Genomic DNA, 22,143 nt, shown 5'->3' with positions numbered 1-22,143 from the left:
CCCCCGCGCGGCGCGCCCGGCCGCCGCGCCGACGGAAGGTTCCCCTCCGATGGCAGACCGCCAGCTCATCGCGATCGACTATCCCGGCAGGCGCGACTCCGGACGCCTTCTCGACCTGCGCCTGGAGGAGCACGGATTCGATGTGCGGTACCCGATCCAGCTCCACAGCCCGGACGAGCCGGACGCCGGCGCCCACACCGCGGCGCTCATCAAGGCGTCCGGCGCCGAACCGGACCGGCTGGCCGGGGTCCTCGGCTACTGCATGGCGGGGCACCTCGCGCAGGAGGTGGCGGGACGGCTCGCCGCGGACCACGGGGTGGTCCTGCCGGTGGTCCTCGTCGACAGCACGCCCTGCACCGCCGCGTCCGTGGCGGAGGAGTGCCGGGCGGTGTTCGAGGTCTTCGGTGCCGGCGCGGGCGGGCCCCTGCCGGGGCCTGGCGCACTGGAGGCGCTTCTCGACCCCGGCACCCTGCGCGACCGGCCGTCGTACGTCATCGCCACGCTCCGCGACGCGATGCTGCGCCGGGTCATGGAGACCCTCGCCGAGGACGGAGCGGAGGAGCGGGAACTCGAAGAGGCCGCCGCACCCGTGGTGGACCACTACGTCTCCTGGCTCACCCATCTCGTCGCCGCGCACAACTGCACCGCCCCCGCGTGGGGCGGCGAGGTGCTGCACCTGGTCTCCCGCGACCACCCGTTCCGCGCGGACTGGCCGGGCAGTGCGGCCACCCGCACGGAGGCCGTCGACGCCGACCGCGCCGGGCTGCCGGGCACCGCGCGGGCCCGGGAGACCGTCCTCGCCTTCCTGCGCGACACCACCGGACGCTGACAAGCCCGCCCCCACCGGGAGACCACGATGCCGAGCACGCCCCGCCCCGCCCCGGACCCGACCACCCTGACCGGGCTCTTCGCCCGCAGCGTCAGCCGCTTCCCGCACCTGACCGCCGTGACCGACGACCACGCCTCGTTCAGCTACGCCGAGTTGGACGCCCGCTCCGATGACGTCGCCTCCGCGCTGCGGGCCCGCGGGGTGCGGCCCGAGGACCGGGTCGGACTCCATCTCGACCGCGGTGCCGAGGTGTTCGCCGCGATCCTCGGGATCCTCAAAGCGGGCGCCGCCTATGTGGCCGTCGACACCCGCTACCCGGACGCCCGCCGCGATCTGATGCTGACGCACAGCGGCGTGCGGGTCGTTCTCACCCGGCCGGGTCCTGGCGCGGCACTCGGCGGTCTCCCCCTGGACACCCTGGAACTGCCGGTGCCACCGGCGGACGGCTCCGGGCCCGGCCCCGGCGACCTGGCCCGTCCGGACGGCGCGGCCAGTGTGCTGTTCACCTCGGGGTCCTCCGGCACGCCCAAGGCGGTCGTCCTGGAACACCGCAACATCGTCTCCTTCGCCGTGAATCCGGCCCTTCCGCCGCTGCGGCCCGAGGACCGCACCGGGCAGATCTCCAGCCTGTCGTTCGACGCCTTCCACTTCGAGATGTGGGCGACGCTGGCGCGCGGCGGGCAGGTCGTCGTCCTGCCGCCGGTGCCCGATCTGCTCGCGGCGGGCTTCCGGGCCGCGCTGGAGCGGCGCGGCGTCACCGCCATGCTGGTGCCCACCATGGTCGTCAACCAGGTGGTGCGGGAGGACCGGGACGCCTTCGCGCCACTGCGCCTCCTCCACGTCGGCGGGGATGTCCTACGGCCCGCCGCCTGTGCGCGGTTGCTGTCGGGCGCGTTCCGCGGGGAGCTGTTCAACCTGTACGGGCCGGCCGAGACCACCACCGCCTGCACCGCGCACCGCGTCACCCTCGACGACACCCGCGCGGAGAGCATTCCCATCGGGCGTCCGCTGGACGGGGTGACGGTGCATCTGCTCGGCCCGGACCGGCGGCCGGTCGCGCCGGGTGCGGCAGGCGAGATCCACATCGGCGGGCCCGGTGTGGGCCGCGGCTATCTGTCCGTCCCCGACCGCCCGGACCGCACCGAGCGCGCGTTCGTGCCAAGCCCGCTCCCGGACGGCCCCCGACGCGTCTACCGCACCGGCGATCTGGCCCGTCGCCGAGCGGACGGGGTACTGGAGTTCCTGGGCCGGGCCGACGATCAGGTCAAGATCCGCGGCTACCGCGTGGAGCCCGCCGAGGTGGCCCGCTCGCTGCGGCACCACCCGCTCGTGCACGACGCGGTCGTCCTCGCCTCCGGTGAGGGCGAGGACCGCCATCTGGTGGCCTTCGCCGTGCTCGACGAACCCGTTCCGGTGAACGCTCTCCTCGACTTCGCCCGGGAGCGGCTGCCGCACTACCTGGTCCCCAGCCGTATCGTGGTGCTGCCGGAGATCCCGGCCACCCACCACGGCAAGCGCGACACGGCGGCCCTGCGCGCCCTGCTGACCCGGGAAGCGGGCCGGCAGGACGCCGTCCCGGCGACAGACACCGAGCGCTATCTGGTCGGGCTGTGGCGGTCCCTGCTCGGCGTGGAGGAGGTCGGTGTCCGGGACGACTTCTTCGCCCTCGGCGGCCACTCGCTGCTCGCCTTCCGTATGCAGCGCCGCATCGAGCGGGAGCGGGGAGTCACCCTGGAATACCGTTCGCTGGTCCGCACGTCCGTCCTCGCCGACCTGGCCGCGCTGGTGGACGCGACCGCGACCGAAGGCGCGGCACGGTGAACGCGCCTGCCCGCGCTCTCGCGGCCGAGGACTCCCCCTACGTCCACGGCGAGCGCATCGAACGGGTCGTGGCCCGGCACGCCGAGCGCGACCCCGGGGCCCTCGCGGTACGGCAGGGTGCGGAGACGCTGCGGTACGGCGAGCTGACCGGGCTGGCCGGCTCCGTCGCCGCCGGGCTACGGGCCCGTGGCGTCGGTCCTGGCGGGTACGTGCCCGTGCTGATGGCCCGTTCGCCCGAGTTCGTGGCCGTGCTGCTCGGCGTGCTGACCGCGGGCGCCGCCTACATCGCCATGGACCCGGCCTGGCCGCACGAGCGCACGGCGGACGCGGTACGGCGCTGCGGAGCACCGCTCGTCGTCGGGGACCGGCCGGGCACGGAGGTGGGCGGGTCCCCGGTGGTCGCCTGGACCGCCCTGGTGTCCGGGGCCGACGGACCGCCACCGCCGCCCCACAGCGACGGCACCGAGACGGCGTGTGTGTTCTACACCTCCGGCTCGACGGGCCGCCCCAAGGGCGTCCTGTCCCCGCACCGGGGCACCGTGCGCACGCTGGTGGGCTGCCCGGAGATCCCGCTCGACTCGGACACGGTGTTCCTCCAGGCCGCGCCGCAGCCCTGGGACGCCTTCTCGCTCGAACTGTGGGGGCCGCTGCTGAACGGCGGCAGCGCGGTCCTGTTGGACCGGGGCGCGCCCGCCCTGGACGCCGACGGGCTGCGGCGGGCCCTCGGCCACGGCGTCAACACCTTGTGGCTGACCAGTTCGTTGTTCAACGTCCTCGTGGAGGAGGTTCCCGAGCTCGTCGGGGCGGCACGGCTGGTGCTGGTGGGCGGCGAGCGGGTCTCCGTGCGGCACGCGCGCCAGTTGCTCGATCGCTTTCCCGGGCTGCGGCTGGTCAACGGCTACGGCCCCGTGGAGAGCACGATCTTCGCCACCTGTCACCCGGTCCGGCCGTCCGACGTCGCCCCGGACAGCACCGAGATCCCCATCGGCCGCCCCGTGCCCCGCACCGGCGTGGTCCTGCTCGGCCCCGAGGGCGAGGTCCGTACGGGCCCGGGGGACGGCGAGATCGCCCTCAGTGGTGACGGACTGTCCCTCGGCTACCTGGGCGACGCCGAGGAGACCGCGCGGCGCTTCGTGACCCTGGACGGTGTGCGGCACTACCGCACCGGCGACCTCGCCACCCGGGACGCGGACGGGCTGCTGCGCTACCGGGGCCGTGCCGACCAGCAGTTCAAGGTCCGGGGGGTACGCGTCGAGCCCGGTGAGGTGGAGGCCGTGCTGGAGCGCCACCCGGACGTGGCGTCCTGCTGCGCGGTCCTGGCCGAGACGGCTCCGGACCGCCCCGAACTGGCCGTCCTCTACACGACGGTGTCCGGTGCGCCGGTGCCGGACGAGGAGTTGCGGAGCGTCGCGGCGCGCACGCTGCTGGACGCGATGGTCCCGGCCGTGCTGACCCACACCGCCCAGCTGCCGCTGGGCGCCACCGGCAAGGCGGACCGGGCCGCCGCGGCCCGCCTGATCACCGACACGCTCACCGCCGCCCGTCCGGCGCCCGCCCGTCCGGGTCCAGAGGTCCCGGGGCTGCTGACGGCGGCGGCTGAGCTGCTCGGCGCTCCCGCGCTGGGGGAGGACGACGACGTCATCGCGGCCGGGGCGACCTCCCTCGACGTGGTCCGCCTCGCCGCCCGCAGCAGCCGTCTGCTCCGCGCGCGGATCACCGTCGCGGACGTCTACCGGCTGCGCTCGGTGGCCGCGCTGCGCGGGCACGGCGCGACCGCCCCGCCCGCCGACACCGGCGTTCCCCTGGAGCCGGAGCCGGCCTCCGCCCCGGGCCCGCTGCCGCTGACCCGCGCACAGCAGCGGTTCTGGATGGCGGAGGGGGCCGCGCCGGGGGCCGCGGACAACGCGCTCGTCCTCGCCTACGTCCTCGACGGCCCCCTGGACCCCGAAGCCCTGCACCGCGCGCTGCACGACGTCGTCGTCCGTCACCCGGTGTTGCGCACGGTCCACCCCTGGCGGGACGAGCTGCCCGAGCAGCGCGTCCGGCCGGCCGCCCTCGTCCGGATCCCGCTGGAGCCGGTGGCGCGTCCGGTCGGCGCGGAGGCCGCACAGGCCGCGCGGGCGGTGACCGAGGACTGGTGGCGGCTGCCGTTCCGGCTGGAGGAGGAGCTTCCGATCCGGGCCCGGCTGTGTGAGCTGGGACCGGCACGGCACCTGTTGTGCCTGCACCTCCATCACATCGCCTTCGACGGCTGGTCCGAGTCGGTGCTGCTGCGCGATCTCGGCCTGTTCTACTCCTGGCACACCGGGTCCGGCCCGGAGGGCGGACCGCCCCCGGCCCCTGGCTATCCCGACTACGCACGCTGGGAACACCGCCACCTCCCCCGCAGAATCGAGGCGGAACTGCCCTTCTGGGAAGAGGAGTTGGCCCAGTTGCCGACACCCGTGCTGCCCGCGCCCACCAGCGAGGGCGAGGCACCCGCCGCCGAGTCGGCCGGGTATGTGCCCCGGGACACGGTGGAGCGCCTCACCCGGGCGTCCGCGCTGCGCGGCGGCCCCGCGGTGGCGGGGCTGGTCGCGGCGGTCGGCCGGGGCCTCGCCCGGACCTTCGACGCAGCCGATGTCACGGTGGGCACGGTGACGGACGGCCGGTTCGCGCCCGAACTGGAGCCGGTCGTGGGGTACTTCGTCAATCCGCTGGTGGTCCCGGTGCGCGGTGCGCGCGACGCGCCGGACGCCACGCTGCTCGACCAGGTCGCGCGGACCGTGGTGACGGGGCTGGCGCACGGGCGCGTCCCGTTCGACGAGCTGGTGCGGCGACTCGCGCCACCGCGGGACCGGCATCCGTTCTTCCAGGTGTGGTCCGTCGTCCAACGGCGGCCGCCGCACGGGCGGTTCGCCCCTGGGCTGACCGTGCGGTCGGTGCGGGTACCGGCGCCCGCCACGGCGCGCGAGCTGACCGTCGAGGCGGTTCCGGACGTGCACGGCGGCTGGCGGCTGAACACCCAGTGGCGTGTGGACGGCCTTGACGACGCGACGGCCGCCGCCCTGGCGGGCGAGGTGCTGTGCTCGGTCGAGGAACTGGCCGCCCTGGACTGAGGTCCGCACAGCGGACGCCCTCGGCCCCGTCGCCCCGCTGGTCGCGGGGGCGGCGGGGCCGGGGGCCGGTCGCCGGGGCAGGCGCGGTCAGGGCGCGGTGCCGGTCAGCTTCTCTTCGACCAGTCCCGAGAGGTCGGCGAACCGGGGGTACGTCACCACATCGACGGCGTCCACCGCCGCCCCGAACCTCTCCTGGATCTCGGCTGCCAGGTACACGGCCACGATCGAGGTGCCGCCGGCGTCGAAGAAGTCCGTGTCCTCCGTCACCTCCTCGATCTTGAGGAGTTCCCGCCACAGATCCGCCAACGTGACCTTCAGGTCCGACATCGTGCGTGCCTCACTCTCTGCTGGGGGTCGGGTACTGGCTGCGGGGAGGTTCTGGTGCGGTGGCCGGTGTTCAGGCCGGCTGCCGGCTCCCGGCGGCGAACAGGGGCTCCAGTGCGCGGTCGCGGGCCCAGGCGGCGGCCAGGTCCTCGGCCACCACGCAGTACATGACACCGTTGGTGCCGTCGAACGCGTTGGTGAGCACCACGCCGGTCCGGGTGACCGGGTCGTAGCCGAGTCCGGCCTTCTCCAGCGCCTCCCGGGTGGCCGGGAAGGACGGGGTGGACCAGCCCTCCGGCCACACCCGCTCCAGGATCACCCGGTCCCGGCCGAAGCCCTCGCCCACGACGAGCGCCCCGATCCGGCCGTAGATATGCGTGGAGCCGGTGACGCGGCCGTTGTACTCCGTGAACAGAACGTCCCGCTCGGGCGTCACGATGGTGTCCGGACCCAGGATTCCCCGGTAGCCGATGGCGTGCAGCGCCTGCGCCAGCCGCCGTCCCCCGTCGACGATGCGCTCCAGTACCTCCGGTTCCAGTCCCTGCGACGGCATGATCTGGCCCACGGCGTAGGGCGCGGACAGGAGTTCCCCGTGTCCGGTGAGCCGTACACCGTCGTCGGTGACGAGGAACTCCACGAAGAAGGCCGAGCTGTCGCGGACGTACCGCTCCACGACGGGCCGGCCGCGGCCGCCCGCCGTCAGCCACTCCCAGTGCTGTCCCAGGTAGGAACGCACCTCCTCGCGGCTGGAGACGCGCACCACGCGCCGGGCGCCGATCGGCCGGAACAGCTCGCCCGTGGTGAGGATCTCGTTACCACGGCCGCCGGAGAGGAAGTCGTGCTTGACCACCACGGGGCCGCCCGTGAGGAGTTCCCACACCGACTCCTCCGCCGCCTCCGGGCTGATGCCGACGGCTCCCGGCGGCAGCGGCACTCCGGCGCCCGCCGCGATGGTGCGGAACGCGGACTTGCTGTTGACCATGACACCGCCGGCCTGGTCGATGAAGCCGTGCCCGGGGGTCGCCCCGGTGGCGCCGAGGGTGCGGGCGAGCCGTGCGACGGCGGTGTCCGGCCACAGCGCCGACACCTGGGTCACCTCCCGCTCCCCGATGGCCTCATCGAGCATCCGCGCGAACCGGGGGTCGGCGAGCCGGCCCGGGGAGAGGGTCCCCTCGCTGCCGGCGTGCGCGGGCGGGACGACGATGGTGAGGGAGTCCGGTGGGGTGCCGGTGAGGGAGGTGACGTACGCCACGAACGCCTCCTCCGGGCGGACCGGCAGGACCAGGATGTCGCCGGGTTCCGCGAACCACACCAGGCGCTGGACCCACCAGCCGGTCCAGCCCCGGTCGGTCCGTACGTCCTCGCTGAAGTCGTTGCCGATGAGGATCCGGGCGGCGCGGGGCTCTCCGGTGCCGGACGCGGGGGCCTTGGCGCGGTCGGCGGGCAGGATCAGCATCGGGTCTCCCGTTCGATCAGCTTGACCAGGGTGTCGATGGTCGGGGCGGCGAGGAACTCCAACAGGGGCACCTCCGCGCCGAGTTCGCGTCTGACATCGCCCAGCAGGGTCAGCAGCCGCACGGAGTCTCCGCCCGCCGCCATGAAGTTGCCGTGCAGGTCGGCGGAGTCGGTGCCGAGGACCCGGCACCACAGCTGGGCCACCGTGCGCTCCAGCGGGGTGGTGGGTGCGGCCGCCGCGTCGGAGGGCGGTTCCCCGGGGGCGGGCAGCCGGGCGCGGTCGACCTTGCCGGTCGGGCCGAGCGGCAGCCGGTCGAGGGCGACGATCCGCCAGGGCACCGCGTAGTCGGGCAGGGTCCGGGCGAGGTAGGCGAGCAGTTCCCCGGTGTCCGGTGGGAATCCGGTGGCGGGGGTGACGTAGCCGACCAGCCGGGGGGCCGGGTCGCGGGTGTCGACCGCCACCACGGCCTCGGCGACGGTGGGGTGGGAGCGCAGCGCTGCCTCGATCTCCCCGGGTTCGATCCGGTGTCCGCGCAGTTTGATCTGCCGGTCCTTGCGTCCGGCGAAGACCAGGGCGCCGTCGGCGCGGCGGCGGGCCAGATCGCCGGTGCGGTAGTGGCGGGTGCCGTCCGCACCGGTGCCGAAGGCCGCGGCCGTGGCGTCCGGCTCGTTCCAGTAGCCGTGGGCCACCCGCTCGCCGCGCACCTCCAGTTCGCCGAGGAGTTCGGTGCCGCGGCCCTCCTCGTCGAGGAGGCGCAGGGAGATCCCCTCGACGGGGTGCCCTACGGGAAGTGCCGTCCCGCCGAGGTCGGTCGCGCCCGCCAGGTACTGGGCGATGAGCGTGCACTCGGTGGGGCCGAGCCCGTTCACCAGGACGGCGTTGCGGCCGAAGGCGGCGAGGAAGCGGCGCAGGTCGTGCTGGCCGGCCTCCTCACCGCCGAGGACGACCGCGCGTACCGAGGCGAAGGCCGGGTCCGGTCCGCCTTCCTCCGGCAGGTCGCCCACGAGGTGCCGGAAGAGCGTGGGGGTCGTGTGCAGGACGGTCGTGGCGGCGCGCCTCAGCCGCTCGCGCAGTTCGGGGGCTGTCGCCACCGGGTCCTCGACGTGCAGGGTGGCGCCGGTGAGGAGGGCCGCGTACAGGTCCATCACGGCGGCGTCGAAGGTGTAGCGGGCCAGCAGCGGGATGTGGTCGCGCGGGCCGATGCGCAGCCGGTCCGCGTAGGCGAGGGTGTGGGCGAGGACGTTGGCGTGGCTCTGCACGACCGCTTTGGGGCGGCCGGTGGATCCGGAGGTGTGCAGCAGATAGGCGGGCGCGTCCGCGTCGCCGGGTGCCGGTGCCTCGGGCGGGGCCGGGGACGTCACGGCGATGTCGAAGGGATCGGCCGGGACGGTCCGGGCGCCGCGTGCCAGGCTCCCGGCCCGGTCGGCGAGGGCGGGGTCGCAGACGAGCGTGGTGCAGTCGGCGTCGGTGAGCAGTCGGGTGAGCCGTCCGTCCGGCTGGCGTGGGTCGAGGGGGACGTAGGCGGCGCCGGTCTTGAGCACCGCCCAGATCGCGGCGACCGCGCCCACGTCATGTCCGTACAGCAGGGCGACCCGGTCGCCGGGGCCGGCCGTGCGGCGCAGACGGCGGGCCACGGTGTCGCTGACCCGGTCCAGTTCCGCGTAGGTCAGGCTGCCCTGGGGGCCGGTGACCGCGAGTCGGGCGGGGTGGGCGGCCGCGGTGCGGCGGAAGCGGTCGACGAGTCCTTCGCCGCGGCGGGCGGGCTCGGGTGGACGGTAGCCGTCGGGGACGGGCAACCGCCAGGGGGCGGGCGCCGGTTCGTCCTGGACGGGCAGTTCGCGTATCGGGGTTCCGGGGGTGGCCACGGCCGCGGTGAGCAGGGTCGCGCAGTGCCCGAGGATCCATTGGGCCGTGGCCCGGGTGAACAGGCTCGCGTTGTAGTGCAGGGTCAGGTGGGTGTGGACCGGGCCGCTGTCCAGGGTGAGCGCGACGTCCCAGGTGCCGTGCCGGAGGGAGGGCGCGGGAGCGCGGCCGGCCACCGCGCGGGGGTCCGTGGCGGGGGTGCCGCCGGGATCGCGGGCCAGGGCTTCGGTGACGGCGGTGTGTATCCGGGCGCGTTCGTCGGCGAAGGCGGCGTCGGGCCGTAACCGGACGCGCAGCGGGACGGTGGCCGCGTCCGGTGGGTTTCCGGCCGGGGCGGCCGCGTCCGTGAAGGACGCCGGGTCCAGCCCGATGAGCAGGTCGCGCTGCTGGGTGTGGCGGTGGAGGACGGCCGTCCAGGCCGTGAGGAGGGTGACCGGGCCGGGGACGTCCGCGGCGGTGCTCCCCTCCGCCAGGCGTCGGACGGTGTCCGGGGTGAGCGTCCTGGTCACGCTGTCGGGGGTGTGCTCCCGGGCGTTGAAGCGGTGCCGGTCGGTCGCGAGCCAGGGCCCAGCCGCATCGCCGTCCGGATGCTCCCGGCCGTGGCCGCCGGGATCGGTGCCGTGCATGATCTCAGCCTCACTTCCGCATGGGGGGTGGTGCGTGATCCGTTGGCCTGGACGGGAGCATCCGGGGAGCGGCGCGCCGCCGGGGGCTCAGCCGCCGGGGCGTGTCGTCCGGTTCCGGGTCTTTGGCACCGGTGCGCCCTCCGCTTCCGCCCTGGGCGGATGCCGGTCCCCGTGCCAGGAGTGCCACAGGCGTGCGTAGGCACCCCCGCGTCGCACCAGGTCGTCGTGGCTGCCGTCCTCCGTGATGCGGCCGTCCTCCATGACCACGACCCGGTCCGCGTCGTGCGCCGTGTGCAGGCGGTGGGCCATCGCGACGACGGTGCGGCCCTCCAGCACCGTGGCCAGCGACCGCTCGAGGCGGCGGGCGGTGTGCGGCGTCAGGAGGGAGGTCGCCTCGTCCAGGACGACGGCCCGCGGGTCGGCGAGGACCAGCCGGGCGAGTGCGAGGTGCTGGGCCTGGCCCGGGGCGAGGGCGTGGGCGCCCGAGCCGACCTCGGCGTCCAGTCCGAGTCCGGCGGCCCACTCCCAGGCGCCGACGGCGGTCAGAGCCGCCCGCAGTGCGTCGTCGTCGGCGGCGGGGCGGGCGATGAGGAGGTTGTCGCGGAGGGTGCCTCGGAAGACGTGGTGTTCCTGGGTGACGAGGACGATGCTGCCGCGGAGTTGGTCCAGGGGGAGGTCGCGCAGGTCGGTGCCGCCGATGGACACGCTGCCCGTCCTCGGCGCGTGGACCCCGGCGAGCAGTCGGCCCAGCGTGCTCTTGCCCGCGCCGGACGGACCGACGACGGCGACCCGCTCACCGGGTGCCACGACCAGGTCGATGCCGTGCAGGACGTCCTGGCCCTCTCGGTAGGCGTGCCGTACACCCTTGAGGACGATGTCCGTCTCGCCGGTGTCCTGCGAGGCCGGTGTGCCGCTCTCCGGCCGCCGCTCCCCCGCGGCCTCGTGCACACCGAGAATGCGCGCGAACGACGCTCCGCCCACCTGGAGTTCGTCCATCCAGAACAGCAGCCGGTCCACCGGCCCGATGATCTGCTGCGCATACAGACTGACCGCGGTCACGGCCGCGAGGTCCACCCGGCCGTCGAGGTGGAGCAGCCCGCCGATCAGCAGGGTCGCCACCAGGGGCAGCATGTACGCGGTGTCCGCGATGGGCAGGTAGACGCTGCGCAGGTACAGGGTGCGGCGTTCCGCCGCGTAGGACTCGGCGATGTCCTCCGCGACCCTGCGCAGCCGGTGTGGGCCCAGTCGCAGCGCGTCGACGGTGCGGGCGCCGTCGACGGTCTCGCCGAGTCCGCCGGTGAGCCGCGCGTAGGAGGCGCCGGCCCGCAGATACCCGGCGCGGGCCCGGCGCAGGTACCAGCGGGTGGAGATCCACAGCACCGGGACGGCCACCAGGCAGGGCAGGACGAGGACGGGGGAGGTCAGGACGATGGCGCCGAGGGTGAGCAGGACCGTGGAGAAGGCCACCAGCGTGTCGGGGACGGCGAGGCGGACGGTGGTCGCCAGCACGTCGACGTCCCGGGTGGTGCGGGTGACCAGTTCGCCGGTCCCCTCCTTCTCCACGGTGTGCGGGGGCAGTTCGAGCACCCGGTCGATGAACTCCTCCCGCAGGTCGGCGAGAACCTTCTCGGCCAGCCGCAGCGAGGCGGGGATCGCCAGCCAGGTGAAGAACGACTGCGCGACGACGGCCACGCAGATCAGCAGCACGGCCGGGGTGATGGAGTCCGGGTCGTTCCCGGCGTTCTGGACCAGTCGCCCCAGGAGCTGGGGCGCCACCAGGCCCGCGATGGCGGCCAGGGCGTGCAGGGCGAGCGAACCGGTCAGCTCGCGCGGGTGCCTGGCCATCAGCCGACGGGCGCGGGCGCGGACTTCGGCCGAGGAGGCGACGGGCAGAGCGGTCATGCCACGGCCACCTCTCGGGTGACGACGGCACGGTAGCGGGCGTCCGCGAGCAGCTCGTCGTGGCTGCCCCGGGCCGTGACCCGGCCGTCCTCCACGTACAGGACGAGTTCGGCCCGGTCGAGGAGCAGCGGGCTGGTGGTGAACAGGAGGGTGGTCCGTCCCTCGCGATACGCGCCCAGGCGGTCGGCGATACGGCCCTCGGTGTGGGCGTCGAGCGCGCTGGTCGGATCGACGAGGATCAGTACCTTCGGGTCCCTGATCAACGCCCGTGCCAGGTGCAGGCGCTGCTGCTCGCCGCCGGAGAACTCGCGGCCCCCCGAGCCCTCGTGGTCCAGGCCGTCGGGCAGCGCGTCGACGATGTCGCGGGCGGAGGCGGTGTCGAGAACGCGCTCCAGCCGGCCGGCGTCGTCCGTGAGGCGTCCGTCGGGGTCGAGTTCCCGGCCCAGGCGGCCGGAGAAGAGCCGGAACGCATGGTCCACGACGAGGATGCGGCCGCGCACCTCGTCGGGCGGCGCGGCGGCGAGCGGGACGTCGCCGTAGGTGACGGGGGCGGGCAGGTAGCCGCCGAGGCGGTCGGCGAGGCGATGGGCGTCCCCGCTCTCAGCGCACACCACGGCGACGAACCGGCCGTCGGGGACGGTCAGCCCGGCGTCGGGGTCGTGCAGGTCCCCCTCGGTGGCCAGGGCCCGGTCCCCGGAGGGTGTGGTGCGTTCCAGGGCGAGGAACTCCACGACCCGACGGGCGCTGACGAGGGCCCGGGTGAGCTGGTCGACGGTGGTGGTGGCGCGGCGCAGTTGCTCGGCGAGGAAGACGGCGTAGCCGTAGAAGGCGACCAGGTCGCCGGGGCCGAGCCGGCCGGTGCCGACGTAGTGGGCGCCGAGCCAGACGATGGCCGTGGTCAGCAGTCCGGGCAGCAGGGTCCGGCCGAGTGCGGCGAGGGCCTCGACCGAGGCGACCCGGACGGCCTCCTGCCGTACCCGCTGGGAGCGTTCGCGGTACCGGGCGGCGAAGACGTCCTCGCCGCCGATGCCCCGCAGCACCCTGAGCCCCTCGACGATGTCCACGGACAGGTCGGTGAGGGCGCCCTGCTGGTCACGCAGGTCGTGCTGGCGGTCGTGGAGCAGGCGCATCAGACGGGTGACGGCCCAGGCGATGAGCGGCACGCCCACCAGGGCGACCAGACCGAGCTGCCAGGAGGCGGTGAGCATGAGGACGGCGACGGCGACGATGGAGACGACGGCGCCTCCGCCGCGGGCGGTGCTCTCCAGCGCCGCCCCGATCTGGGCGATGTCGGTGGCGCCGACGCTCACCACGGATCCCGACGAGACCCGGCGGGGCAGCTCCGCGCCGAGGTCGACCGCCTTGGCGGTGACGAGCTGCATCGTGCGGTAGGCGCCGCCCAGACGGTTCGTCAGGGAGCAGCGGTCCCGCAGGGTGCCGCTGATCGCCTGGACGATGCCGAGGCCGAGGACGGCGGCGCTCCACAGCACAAGTGCCCGCCGGTCCCGGTCGACCAGTCCCTGGTCGATGGCGACGCCCACCGTGGCGGGCACCAGTGCCTGGGCGAGGGTGCACACCACGCCGTAGAGGGTGGCCAGCAGGGCCGGGGCGCGGTGCCGGCCGGCCAGCCACAGTACGTAGGCGCGGGCGGAGCCCACCGAGGGGCGGCCCGGGTCGGGTTCGGGAAAATGACGCATGACGTCCCCTGCGTAGGGCCGTGTGCCGCCCCACCGAGCGGCGTACACGGTGGTGGTCGTTAGCTCTTGGTGCCCAGGGTGAGGCCGTGCTCGTAGGGCAGGCCGCCGATGGTACGCACCTCGGTGAAACCCACCCGCCGCAGCCAGGTCTCATAGTCCTTGGCCGGGTAGGCCATGCCCTGGCCGCTCGCCAGCACGTTGAAATACAGGCCGAGGCGGGCGGAGAAGAGACCGGAGGTCTCGTCGTCGGAGACGTTGAAGCCGTAGACGAAGACCCGGCCGCCCGAGGGCAGCGCGTCGTACGCCTTGCGGAGCAGGTGGACGATCTGCTCCTCGGCGAAGATCTCCAGCACATGGCTGAACAGGACGGCGTCGGCGCCTTCGGGGAAGACGTCGGCGAAGATGTCCCCGGGGTGGGTGCGGACCCGGTCGCTCACATCGGGGGCGGTGTTGTCGCGCGCGAGTGCGGAGACGCTGGGCATGTCGAAGACGGTCAGTCGCAGTCGGGGATAGCGGGCGGCGAGCCGCAGGGACGTCGTGCCGTCGCCTCCCCCGACGTCGAGCAGGTGACGGACGCCGGCCAGCTCCGGGCGGTCGACGAGCGCGTCGGCGGAGCGGAGTGTGAAGGCGCTCATGGCGCGGTGGAAGACGGCTTCCAGCTCGGGGTTGTGGGACAGCCGCTGATACAGGGTGGGTTCGTCGCCGGGATGGTCGTCCAGCGCCACGTTGCGGCCGGCACGCAGCGCCTCGGTCATACGGGCGAAGGCGGGGTAGTAGACCTCCTTCCAGCCGAGCAGGATGTGGCGCCAGCTGTCAGGGGTGTCGGGGGCGAGGAGTTCCGCGGCGACCGGCGAGTTGCGGTACCGCCCGTCCTCCTTCTCCAGCAGACCGGTCGCGCACACCGCCTGGAGCAGGACGCGCAACTGGTGGGCCGGTACGGGGACCTCGGCGCCGATCTCCTCGAAGGTCGCGCCGGGCGACGTGGCGAGGAGGGCGAACACATCGAGTTCGGCGGCCGTGGCGACCGCGTTGAACAGCGCCGGTGCATTGACGAGGAATCGGAAGCGCTCATAGACGGGGTCGTCTTCGCGTAAGGAACTCATGGGGGCTCGCGTGTTCCTTCCTGGAATACCGCACAGCAATTTCGGTCGGGACCGCCGACGAGTCCAGCATGCAGTGCTGACCGATCAGTGTCCACATCGCCCGCCGAGCATGAACCCACCAGCGGATCGTTTCCACATACAGAAACCTTTTATTCGCACTCCCGCAAAGAATCTCGACGCCCATCAAAATGATCTAGCTCATCCGCATGTGTCTGCAATTTCGTTACAGCAATGTGTACAGGGTCACGGATTCCTGGACAGGCTCGAGGATCACCTGATTGGGTGTCACAGTCTGCTTGTCAGCGGCCCGTTGGGCACCGCATCGGGAGAGCCGGGAGCCGCTGGACGATCAGTGAGGGCTCAGCCATACGCCTCGCCGGGGAAGACGACCTCCGAGAGAACCGCCGCATTTCATCGGCGCGCTTCGGACTGCCTTCCGGCCGGGCTCACCCCCACGGAGGAACCCCACGATGCAGTTGAACAGCTTCGACGAATGGTCTCCGCTCAAAGAAGCGATCGTAGGATCCGCGCAGAATTACACGTCGCATCAACGCGAACTCTCCTTCGACCTGTTCTTCCACGACAACATCGCGGGCGACAACAACTCGCGCTCCGAGTGGTACTATCCGCGACTCACCGCCGGAACGGCGCCCCGGTCCGGGTCCCAGCCCATCAAGCAGCGGTATGTGGATGAACTGAACGAGGACCTGGAAGGCATCGCCAAAGCGCTGGAATCACTCGCGGTCACCGTGCACCGCCCGTTGGACATCGCGCCGACCACGGTCCAGGTGCGCACCCCGGCCTGGGAGGCGTCGGTGGTGCCGCCCCTGAACATCCGCGACAACACACTGATCGCGGGCGACGAGATCATCGAGACGCCCCCCATGATCCGGTCGCGCTACTTCGAAACGCAGTTCCTCCACCCGGTTTTCCAGGAGTACTTCCGGCAGGGCGCCGCGTGGACGGTGATGCCGCGCCCCTTGATGACGGACGCCTCCTTCGACCTGTCGTACGTGCGCGCCAGCACGGCCGGCGGCCCCACCGAGCCCATCGAGGATCCGCGCCCCTCCCCCTACGACGTCGGCTACGAGATGATGTTCGACGGCGCGCAGTGTCTGCGGCTCGGCCGCGACATCGTCGTCAACGTCTCCACGGCCAACCACGCCCTGGGCTGCGACTGGCTGGAGCGCCATCTGGAAGGCAGGTTCCGCATCCACCGGGTGCACCAGCTCAGTGACAGCCACATCGACAGCATGGTGCTGGCACTGCGGCCCGGAACGCTGCTGGTGCGCTCCGAGGCGGTGGCGGAGAAGCTGCCCGAGCAGCTGCGCACATGGGATCTGATCGTCCCGCCGGCACCGGAGAGCGACAACTTCCCGCGGTACGACGACGACGATCTGATCCTCACCAGCAAGTTCATCGACCTCAACGTGCTGTCGGTGTCCCCCGACACCGTCCTGGTCAACGAGGCGTGCCCGGAGCTGATACGCGAGCTGGAGCGGCACGGCTTCACCGTGGTTCCCGTCCGCCACCGGCACCGGCGCCTGTTCGGCGGCGGCTTCCACTGCTTCACCCTCGACACCGTCCGCGAGGGCGGCCCGGAGGACTACCTCGACTGACCGGGCCGGCCGCCGGCCGAAGGAACGGTGATGTACATGCTGGACAGTGCCCTGCGGGAGAACCCGGGTTCATCCCTGGACGACCTGGCCGCCGCCGCTCCGCGTCTGCGCGGGGTGGGAACGGCCGTGCCCGCCACCACGTACACCCAACAGGAGGTCCTGGACGCGTTCGGGATCAGCGATCCCCGGGTTCGGTCCGTGTTCCTCAACAGCGCGATCGAGCGCCGCGGCCTGGTCCTGCCGCCCCTGAAGCCGACGGGGGAACGCGCCGTCGAGACCCAGGGCGAGTTGCTCGGCAAACACCTCGGCTTAGGACTGGCCATGGGCCGCGAGGCGATCGAGGGCTGTCTGCGCGCGGCCGGCGCCGACCTCGCCGACGTCGGGTATCTGTGCTGCGTCACCTCCACCGGATTCCTCACCCCCGGCTTCTCCGCTCTGTTCATCAAGGAGCTGGGCCTGGATCGCCACTGCTCGCGCCTCGACGTCGTCGGCATGGGCTGCAACGCCGGGCTCAACGCGCTGACGGCCGTCGCGGGGTGGGCCCGCGCCCACCCCGGTGAGCTGGCGCTCATGGTCTGTGTGGAAGCGTGCTCGGCGGCGTACGTGTTCGACGGGACCATGCGGTCGTCCGTGGTCAACAGCCTCTTCGGGGACGGCGCCGCGGCCGTGGCGGTACGCCATGACGGGGACGGCGGCCAGGAGGCGGGACCGGGAACCGCGGCCGGAGGAGGACCCGCCCTGCTGCGCTTCTCCAGCCGCATCATCCCCGAGGCCGTCGGCGCCATGCGCTACGACTGGGACGAGGACCACGGCAAGTTCAGCTTCTACCTCGACCCCGAGGTGCCGTACGTCGTGGGCGCGCACGCCGAGGCGGCGGTCGGCCGGCTGCTGAACGGCACCGGTGTGCGCCGCTCGGACGTGGCGCACTGGATCATCCACTCGGGGGGCAAGAAGGTCGTCGACTCCGTCCGCGCCAACCTCGGCCTGTCCCGCGCGGACGTGCGGCACACCACGGGCGTTCTGCGCGACCACGGCAATCTGTCGAGCGGTTCGTTCCTGTTCTCCTACGAACGGCTGGCCGCCGAGGGCCGAGTGGCGCCCGGCGAGCTCGGGGTCCTCATGACCATGGGGCCCGGTTCCACCATCGAGACGGCTCTGGTGCGCTGGTGACGAAAGGAAGAGCGGTGACACGAAGCACTGCGGGCCCGGCCCGGCTGCCCGACGGACTGGGCCTGTTGGCCGAGATCGACGGCACCCAGTCGCTGACCGGCCTGACCGACACCGTGAACGCCACCTGCGACGCGGTGGAGGACCGGTCCGAACGGACCGTGGTCGTCCTGCGGTTCGCGGCGACGGCATCGGACTCACGGGCCTGGCCCGGCCAGGTCTCCATCCGGGAGGTCAACCGCTGGGAGCGGGCGGTGCGCCGGCTGGAACGGCTGCCCGCCATGACCATCGCGCTGGCCGAAGGCGCCTGCGGAGGACCCGCCCTCGACCTGCTGCTGGCGACCGACTTCCGCATAGCGGCCCGGGACCTGCTGCTGATGCTTCCGGTCAACGACGGGCACATCTGGCCAGGCATGGCCCTGCACCGGCTGGTGCACCAGCTCGGCGCCGGCCGAGCCCGGCAGATCGTGCTGTGGGGCAACGACATCTCCCTGGGCACCGCCCTCGACCTGGGACTGATCGACCAGGCCGGCGACGACCTCACCGAGGCCCTGCACACGGCCACCGTCCTCATGGGCCGCATCTCCGACCCGGAACTCGCCGTCCGCCGCCAGCTCGTCCTGGAGTCCTCGACGGCGGACTACGACGACGCGCTGGGCATCCATCTGGCCGCCTGCGACCGGGAGTTACGCCGACTGAGCGCCGCCCCCGGTCCCGCGCGGCCCTCGGGCTCGGACCCCGTACCGCCCACCGGGCAGGTGTCCGCGTGAACGCCCCCGCGCGGCCACAGCGCCCGCCCTTCACCTCCGTACTCGCCGACGACACGGTGACGTTGGAGCGCCTGACCGCCTCGGCCGACGCGGAACTGTCGGCGCTGCCCGCCAAGGCGGTGCGCGACGCGCGGCAACAGCGCCATGCCGACGTGCTCCTGGAAGCGGCCCGGGACGCCCGCCGCGCCTTCCTGGCCCTGCACACCGAAGCGGTCTACGACGTCCTCACCGACCACCGTGGCCGGTATGTGCGCCTGCCGGAGCTGCTCGACACGGCGGCCGAGCGGTTTCCCGGTCTGGCGCCCACCCGCGCCCAACTGGACGCCGAGGCCGGGCTGATCCAGGCACACCGGGAGGGGCGGGCGATCGACCAGGCGATCCTGTGCGGGGCGCTGCTGCGCTCACCCGCCGTGGGCGCCCATCTGATCGACGCGATGCTGCTGCCCACCCCGCGCTCCCTGGACGCCCTCGCCGCCTTCCGGGAGACGGGGCACCTCGCGCTGCCCTCGGTGACGGTGGAACGAGCGGGCACGGCCGCCCATGTGACCTTCCGCAACGCGCACTGTCTCAACGCCGAGGACGACCGGCTGATCGCCGACCTGGAAGTCGCCACCGACCTGGTCCTGTTGGACGACCAGGTGCGGGTCGGGGTGGTGCGCGGGGGCCCGGTGGACCATCCGAAGTACCAAGGCCGGCGTGTCTTCAGCGCCGGCATCAACCTCAAGGACCTGCGCAACGGGACGATCTCCTTCGCCGGTTTCCTCCTCGGCCGCGAGCTGGGCTACCTGCACAAGATGCAGCGCGGACTGCTCACCGACCCGGCCGCCGCCTGGTCGACGCGCACCGTGCAGAAGCCGTGGGTCGGCGCGGTCGACACGTTCGCCATCGGCGGTGGCATGCAGGTGCTGCTGGTGCTGGACCGGGTGATCGTGGAGACCGACGCGTTCCTGAGCCTGCCGGCCGCCGAGGAGGGCATCGTGCCCGGCCTGGGCAATCTGCGGCTCAGCCGGCTCACCGGCGCCAGGCTGGCCCGTCAGGTGGTGCTCTCCGGGCGGCGGATCCGCGCCACCGACCCCGAGGCGGCGCTGCTGTGTGACGAGGTGGTGCCCGCCGAGGCCATGGACGAGGCGGTGGAGCGCGCGGTACGCGAGCTGAGCACCCCGGCGGTGGCCGCGAACCGGCGCATGCTGGCGCTGGCGGAGGAGCCGCTGGACCTCTTCCGCACCTACCTGGCCGAGTTCGCGGTCGTGCAGGCCCGCCGCATCCACAGCCAGGACGTCCTCGACAAGGTCGAACGGCGCTGGCAGCGCTCCCTCTCCCGGTGACGAGGTACGACATGGCACGCACCGACCGCCCCGCCCCGCCCCCCGTGCGGGAACTCGACGGGCTGCACGGCTCGCTCGACGATCCCGTGCTCCGCTCGATCGGCTTCCTCAACGAGGTGATGAGCCGCTACCCGGACGCGATCTCCTTCGCTCCCGGAGCCCCGCACCCGGACCTTCTGACCGACGTGGAGCCGCGGGCTTACGTCGACCGATTCCTCGACCACCTCGTCCAGGAGCGTGGTCTGAAGCCGCGCGACGCCCGCCGCGCGCTGTACGAGTACGGGCCGAGCCGGGGACTGGTCAATGACATCGTGGCCGCGGCCCTGCGCCGGGACCACGGTATCGATGTTCCCGACCGCGCGCTGGTCATCACCGTCGGTGCCCAGGAGGCCATGCTGCTCACGCTGCGCGCCCTGTTCGGATCCGCCACCGACCGGCTCGCCGTCGCCAGCCCCTCCTTCGTCGGGATCGTCGGCGCCGCACGCCTCCTCGATATCGAGGTCATCGGCGTCGAGGAGACCCACGACGGACTCGACCTCGCCGCGCTCGCCGCGGAGTGCGCGGCGGCACGCCGGGCCGGCGGACGGATCCGTGCCTGCTATGTCGCCCCCGACTTCGCCAACCCCGCCGGCAGCCGGATGCCACCGGTGAACCGGCGTCGGCTGCTCGCGCTGGCCGAGCGGGAGGACTTCCTCGTCCTGGAGGACAACGCCTACGGGTTCACCGCGGCACCGCATGACGCGCTGCCGCCGCTGAAGGCCGAGGACCCCGGCCGGCGCGTGGTGCACATCGGCACCTTCGCCAAGGTGGGCTTCCCCGGGGCCCGCGTCGGCTACGTGGTCGCCGACCAGCCCGTCGCCACCTCCGCCGGGAGTGTCCTGCTCGCGGACGAACTGGCCGCCGTCAAGAGCGTGGTGACCGTCAACACCTCCCCGCTGACACAGGCAGTGGTCGGCGGGATGCTGCTGGAGCACGGCGGCTCCCTGCGGGAACTGGGCCGCCGCAAGGCCGAGTTGTACCGGCGCAACCTGCGGCTGCTCACGGACGCCCTGGACCGGCACCTCGACCTCGGGCCCGCCGACGGCATCCACGTCAACCGGCCGGAGGGCGGGTTCTTCGTCCTGATGCGGCTGCCGGTCCGGGTGGACACCGCCCTCCTGGAGACCTCGGCGGCCCGCTACGGAGTGCTGTGGACGCCGATGGCACCGTTCCACCTGACCGAGGCGGGCGCCGACCAGTTGCGGCTGTCCTGCAGTTACCTGGACCCCCGTCAGATCGAGACCGGGGTGCGCAGACTGGCCGACTTCCTGAGGAACGAGGTGAGCGCATGACATGGACCGTCCCCCCGCACCCGCCGGTCCCGCACCCCACGGTGCGGGAGAACCCCTTCGACCCGCCGCCCGAACTCGCCGCCTACCGCACCGGCGGCGGACTGCGCCGGATGCGCTACCCGGACGGGCACACCGGCTGGCTGGTGACAAGCCACGCGCTGGCCCGGACCGTCCTGTCCGACCAGCGGTTCAGCGCGAGCTCGGAGACGAAACGGGCCCCGGTGTCCCGGCCCGGCATCGCCCCCTTCTTCGGCGCGCCCGCGCTGCCGGGCTGGCTGGTCGACATGGACCCGCCGCAGCACACGCGGATCCGCCGCCTGTTGACGGGCCGGTTCACCATGCGCCGGATGAAGGACCTGCAACCGCGCGTCGAGCGTCTGGTGGAGGACCACCTCGACGCGCTGGGCCGCTCCGGTCCCCCGGCCGACCTCGTCGCGTCGTTCGCGCTGCCCGTGCCCTCGCTGGTCATCTGCGAACTGCTCGGCGTGCCGTACGGGGAGCGGGCCTCCTTCCAGCACGACAGCGCCACCCTGTTCCGGCTCGACGCGTCCTTTGAGGAGGCGTCGGCCGCCATGGACCGGCTCGACGGACTGCTGCGGGACCTCACCGAGTACCGGCGCGGCCACCCGGCGGACGACCTGCTCAGCCAGCTGGTGCGGGACGGCACGCTGACCACCGGGGAGATCGCGGGCCTGGGCGTGCTGCTGCTGACGGCAGGGCACGAGACGACCGCCGGCTCCCTGAGCCTGAGCACGTTCGCACTGCTGAGTCATCCCGGCCAGCTCGACCGGTTCAGGGCCGACCCCTCACTCTCGGACGGCGCGGTGGAGGAACTCCTGCGCTATCTGACCATCTTCCACTTCGGGGTACCCCGCACCCCGCTGGAGGACGTGGAACTGGCCGGGCAGGTGCTGCGCAAGGGCGAGTCGGTCACGGTCTCGCTGCCCGCCGCCAACCGCGACCCGGCGCAGTTCGACCGGCCCGACGAACTGGACGTCGGCCGCCACGCCCAGGGCCACATGGCGTTCGGCTTCGGCATCCACCAGTGCGTCGGCCAGAACCTCGCCCGGATGGAGCTGCGCGTCGCCCTCCCGGCGCTGTTCCAGCGGTTCCCCACGCTGGCCCTGGCGGTCCCCCGGGACGAGGTGCCGCTCTCCGGCGACATGGGTTTCTACGGGGTGCACCACCTCCCCGTGACCTGGTGACGACCCG

Annotated in this window: 15 protein-coding genes; 9 read left to right on the top strand and 6 right to left on the bottom strand. The window is 73.1% G+C overall.

Annotated elements, in window-relative coordinates; genetic code table 11:
- The first annotated feature begins 49 nt into the window (after window positions 1-49).
- The 3 genes from N6H00_RS38530 to N6H00_RS38520 are packed head-to-tail and all read left to right on the top strand — an operon-like array spanning window position 50 to window position 5,748.
- Window positions 50-829 carry a hypothetical protein gene (locus N6H00_RS38530; RefSeq protein ID WP_268976546.1) on the top strand — a complete coding sequence of 260 codons (780 nt, stop codon included), beginning with the start codon at window positions 50-52 and terminating at the stop codon, window positions 827-829.
- Between the two features lie 27 nt (window positions 830-856).
- Window positions 857-2,650 (top strand): non-ribosomal peptide synthetase, encoded by a 1,794-nt coding sequence (locus N6H00_RS38525; protein WP_268976545.1) that lies wholly within the window; start codon window positions 857-859, stop codon window positions 2,648-2,650.
- Window positions 2,647-5,748 (top strand): amino acid adenylation domain-containing protein, encoded by a 3,102-nt coding sequence (locus N6H00_RS38520; protein ID WP_268976544.1) that lies wholly within the window; start codon window positions 2,647-2,649, stop codon window positions 5,746-5,748. Before N6H00_RS38525 ends, N6H00_RS38520 begins: the two co-directional genes overlap by 4 nt.
- An 87-nt stretch (window positions 5,749-5,835) precedes the next feature.
- Here the strand turns inward: N6H00_RS38520 and N6H00_RS38515 are convergent, their stop codons facing one another.
- The 6 genes from N6H00_RS38515 to N6H00_RS38490 all read right to left on the bottom strand — a co-directional run bounded on the left by N6H00_RS38515 (window position 5,836) and on the right by N6H00_RS38490 (window position 14,719).
- Window positions 5,836-6,075, bottom strand: a complete 240-nt coding sequence (locus tag N6H00_RS38515; RefSeq protein ID WP_268976543.1) for an acyl carrier protein — start codon at window positions 6,073-6,075, stop codon at window positions 5,836-5,838.
- Window positions 6,076-6,145: 70 nt separating this feature from the next.
- The gene (locus tag N6H00_RS38510) at window positions 6,146-7,528 is read right to left on the bottom strand and encodes a peptide ligase PGM1-related protein (protein ID WP_268976542.1); all 1,383 of its coding nucleotides are present in this window, start codon (window positions 7,526-7,528) and stop codon (window positions 6,146-6,148) included.
- Complete coding sequence (locus tag N6H00_RS38505; protein WP_268976541.1) at window positions 7,522-10,017, bottom strand: amino acid adenylation domain-containing protein; 2,496 nt, start codon at window positions 10,015-10,017, stop codon at window positions 7,522-7,524. The genes N6H00_RS38510 and N6H00_RS38505 overlap by 7 nt, the downstream gene beginning before the upstream one ends.
- An 87-nt stretch (window positions 10,018-10,104) precedes the next feature.
- Complete coding sequence (locus N6H00_RS38500) at window positions 10,105-11,919, bottom strand: ABC transporter ATP-binding protein (protein ID WP_268976540.1); 1,815 nt, start codon at window positions 11,917-11,919, stop codon at window positions 10,105-10,107.
- The gene (locus N6H00_RS38495; RefSeq protein WP_268976539.1) at window positions 11,916-13,616 is read right to left on the bottom strand and encodes an ABC transporter transmembrane domain-containing protein; all 1,701 of its coding nucleotides are present in this window, start codon (window positions 13,614-13,616) and stop codon (window positions 11,916-11,918) included. Before N6H00_RS38495 ends, N6H00_RS38500 begins: the two co-directional genes overlap by 4 nt.
- Window positions 13,617-13,675: 59 nt before the next feature.
- On the bottom strand, window positions 13,676-14,719 hold the full coding sequence (locus N6H00_RS38490; protein ID WP_268976538.1) for a methyltransferase: 1,044 nt from the start codon (window positions 14,717-14,719) through the stop codon (window positions 13,676-13,678).
- Window positions 14,720-15,189: 470 nt separating this feature from the next.
- Between N6H00_RS38490 and N6H00_RS38485 the strand changes: the two genes are divergently transcribed.
- From N6H00_RS38485 to N6H00_RS38460, 6 genes are read left to right on the top strand one after another with little or no spacing between them, the layout of a single operon-like run.
- Window positions 15,190-16,338, top strand: a complete 1,149-nt coding sequence (locus N6H00_RS38485) for a glycine amidinotransferase (RefSeq protein WP_268976537.1) — start codon at window positions 15,190-15,192, stop codon at window positions 16,336-16,338.
- Window positions 16,339-16,374: 36 nt separating this feature from the next.
- Window positions 16,375-17,508, top strand: a complete 1,134-nt coding sequence (dpgA, locus tag N6H00_RS38480; RefSeq protein ID WP_268976536.1) for a 3,5-dihydroxyphenylacetyl-CoA synthase DpgA — start codon at window positions 16,375-16,377, stop codon at window positions 17,506-17,508.
- A gap of 14 nt (window positions 17,509-17,522) precedes the next feature.
- On the top strand, window positions 17,523-18,275 hold the full coding sequence (gene dpgB, locus N6H00_RS38475) for an enoyl-CoA-hydratase DpgB (protein WP_268976535.1): 753 nt from the start codon (window positions 17,523-17,525) through the stop codon (window positions 18,273-18,275).
- On the top strand, window positions 18,272-19,600 hold the full coding sequence (dpgC, locus tag N6H00_RS38470) for a (3,5-dihydroxyphenyl)acetyl-CoA 1,2-dioxygenase DpgC (RefSeq protein WP_268976534.1): 1,329 nt from the start codon (window positions 18,272-18,274) through the stop codon (window positions 19,598-19,600). The genes dpgB and dpgC overlap by 4 nt, the downstream gene beginning before the upstream one ends.
- 11 nt (window positions 19,601-19,611) lie before the next feature.
- On the top strand, window positions 19,612-20,931 hold the full coding sequence (locus N6H00_RS38465) for an aminotransferase-like domain-containing protein (RefSeq protein ID WP_268976533.1): 1,320 nt from the start codon (window positions 19,612-19,614) through the stop codon (window positions 20,929-20,931).
- On the top strand, window positions 20,928-22,136 hold the full coding sequence (locus N6H00_RS38460) for a cytochrome P450 (RefSeq protein ID WP_268976532.1): 1,209 nt from the start codon (window positions 20,928-20,930) through the stop codon (window positions 22,134-22,136). The genes N6H00_RS38465 and N6H00_RS38460 overlap by 4 nt, the downstream gene beginning before the upstream one ends.
- The last annotated feature ends 7 nt before the right edge of the window (window positions 22,137-22,143 follow it).

The sequence above is a fragment of the Streptomyces sp. S465 genome (assembly GCF_026898115.1).
Taxonomy (GTDB): Bacteria; Actinomycetota; Actinomycetes; order Streptomycetales; family Streptomycetaceae; genus Streptomyces; species Streptomyces luomodiensis.
This window is presented reverse-complemented; position numbering and strand designations above follow the sequence as displayed.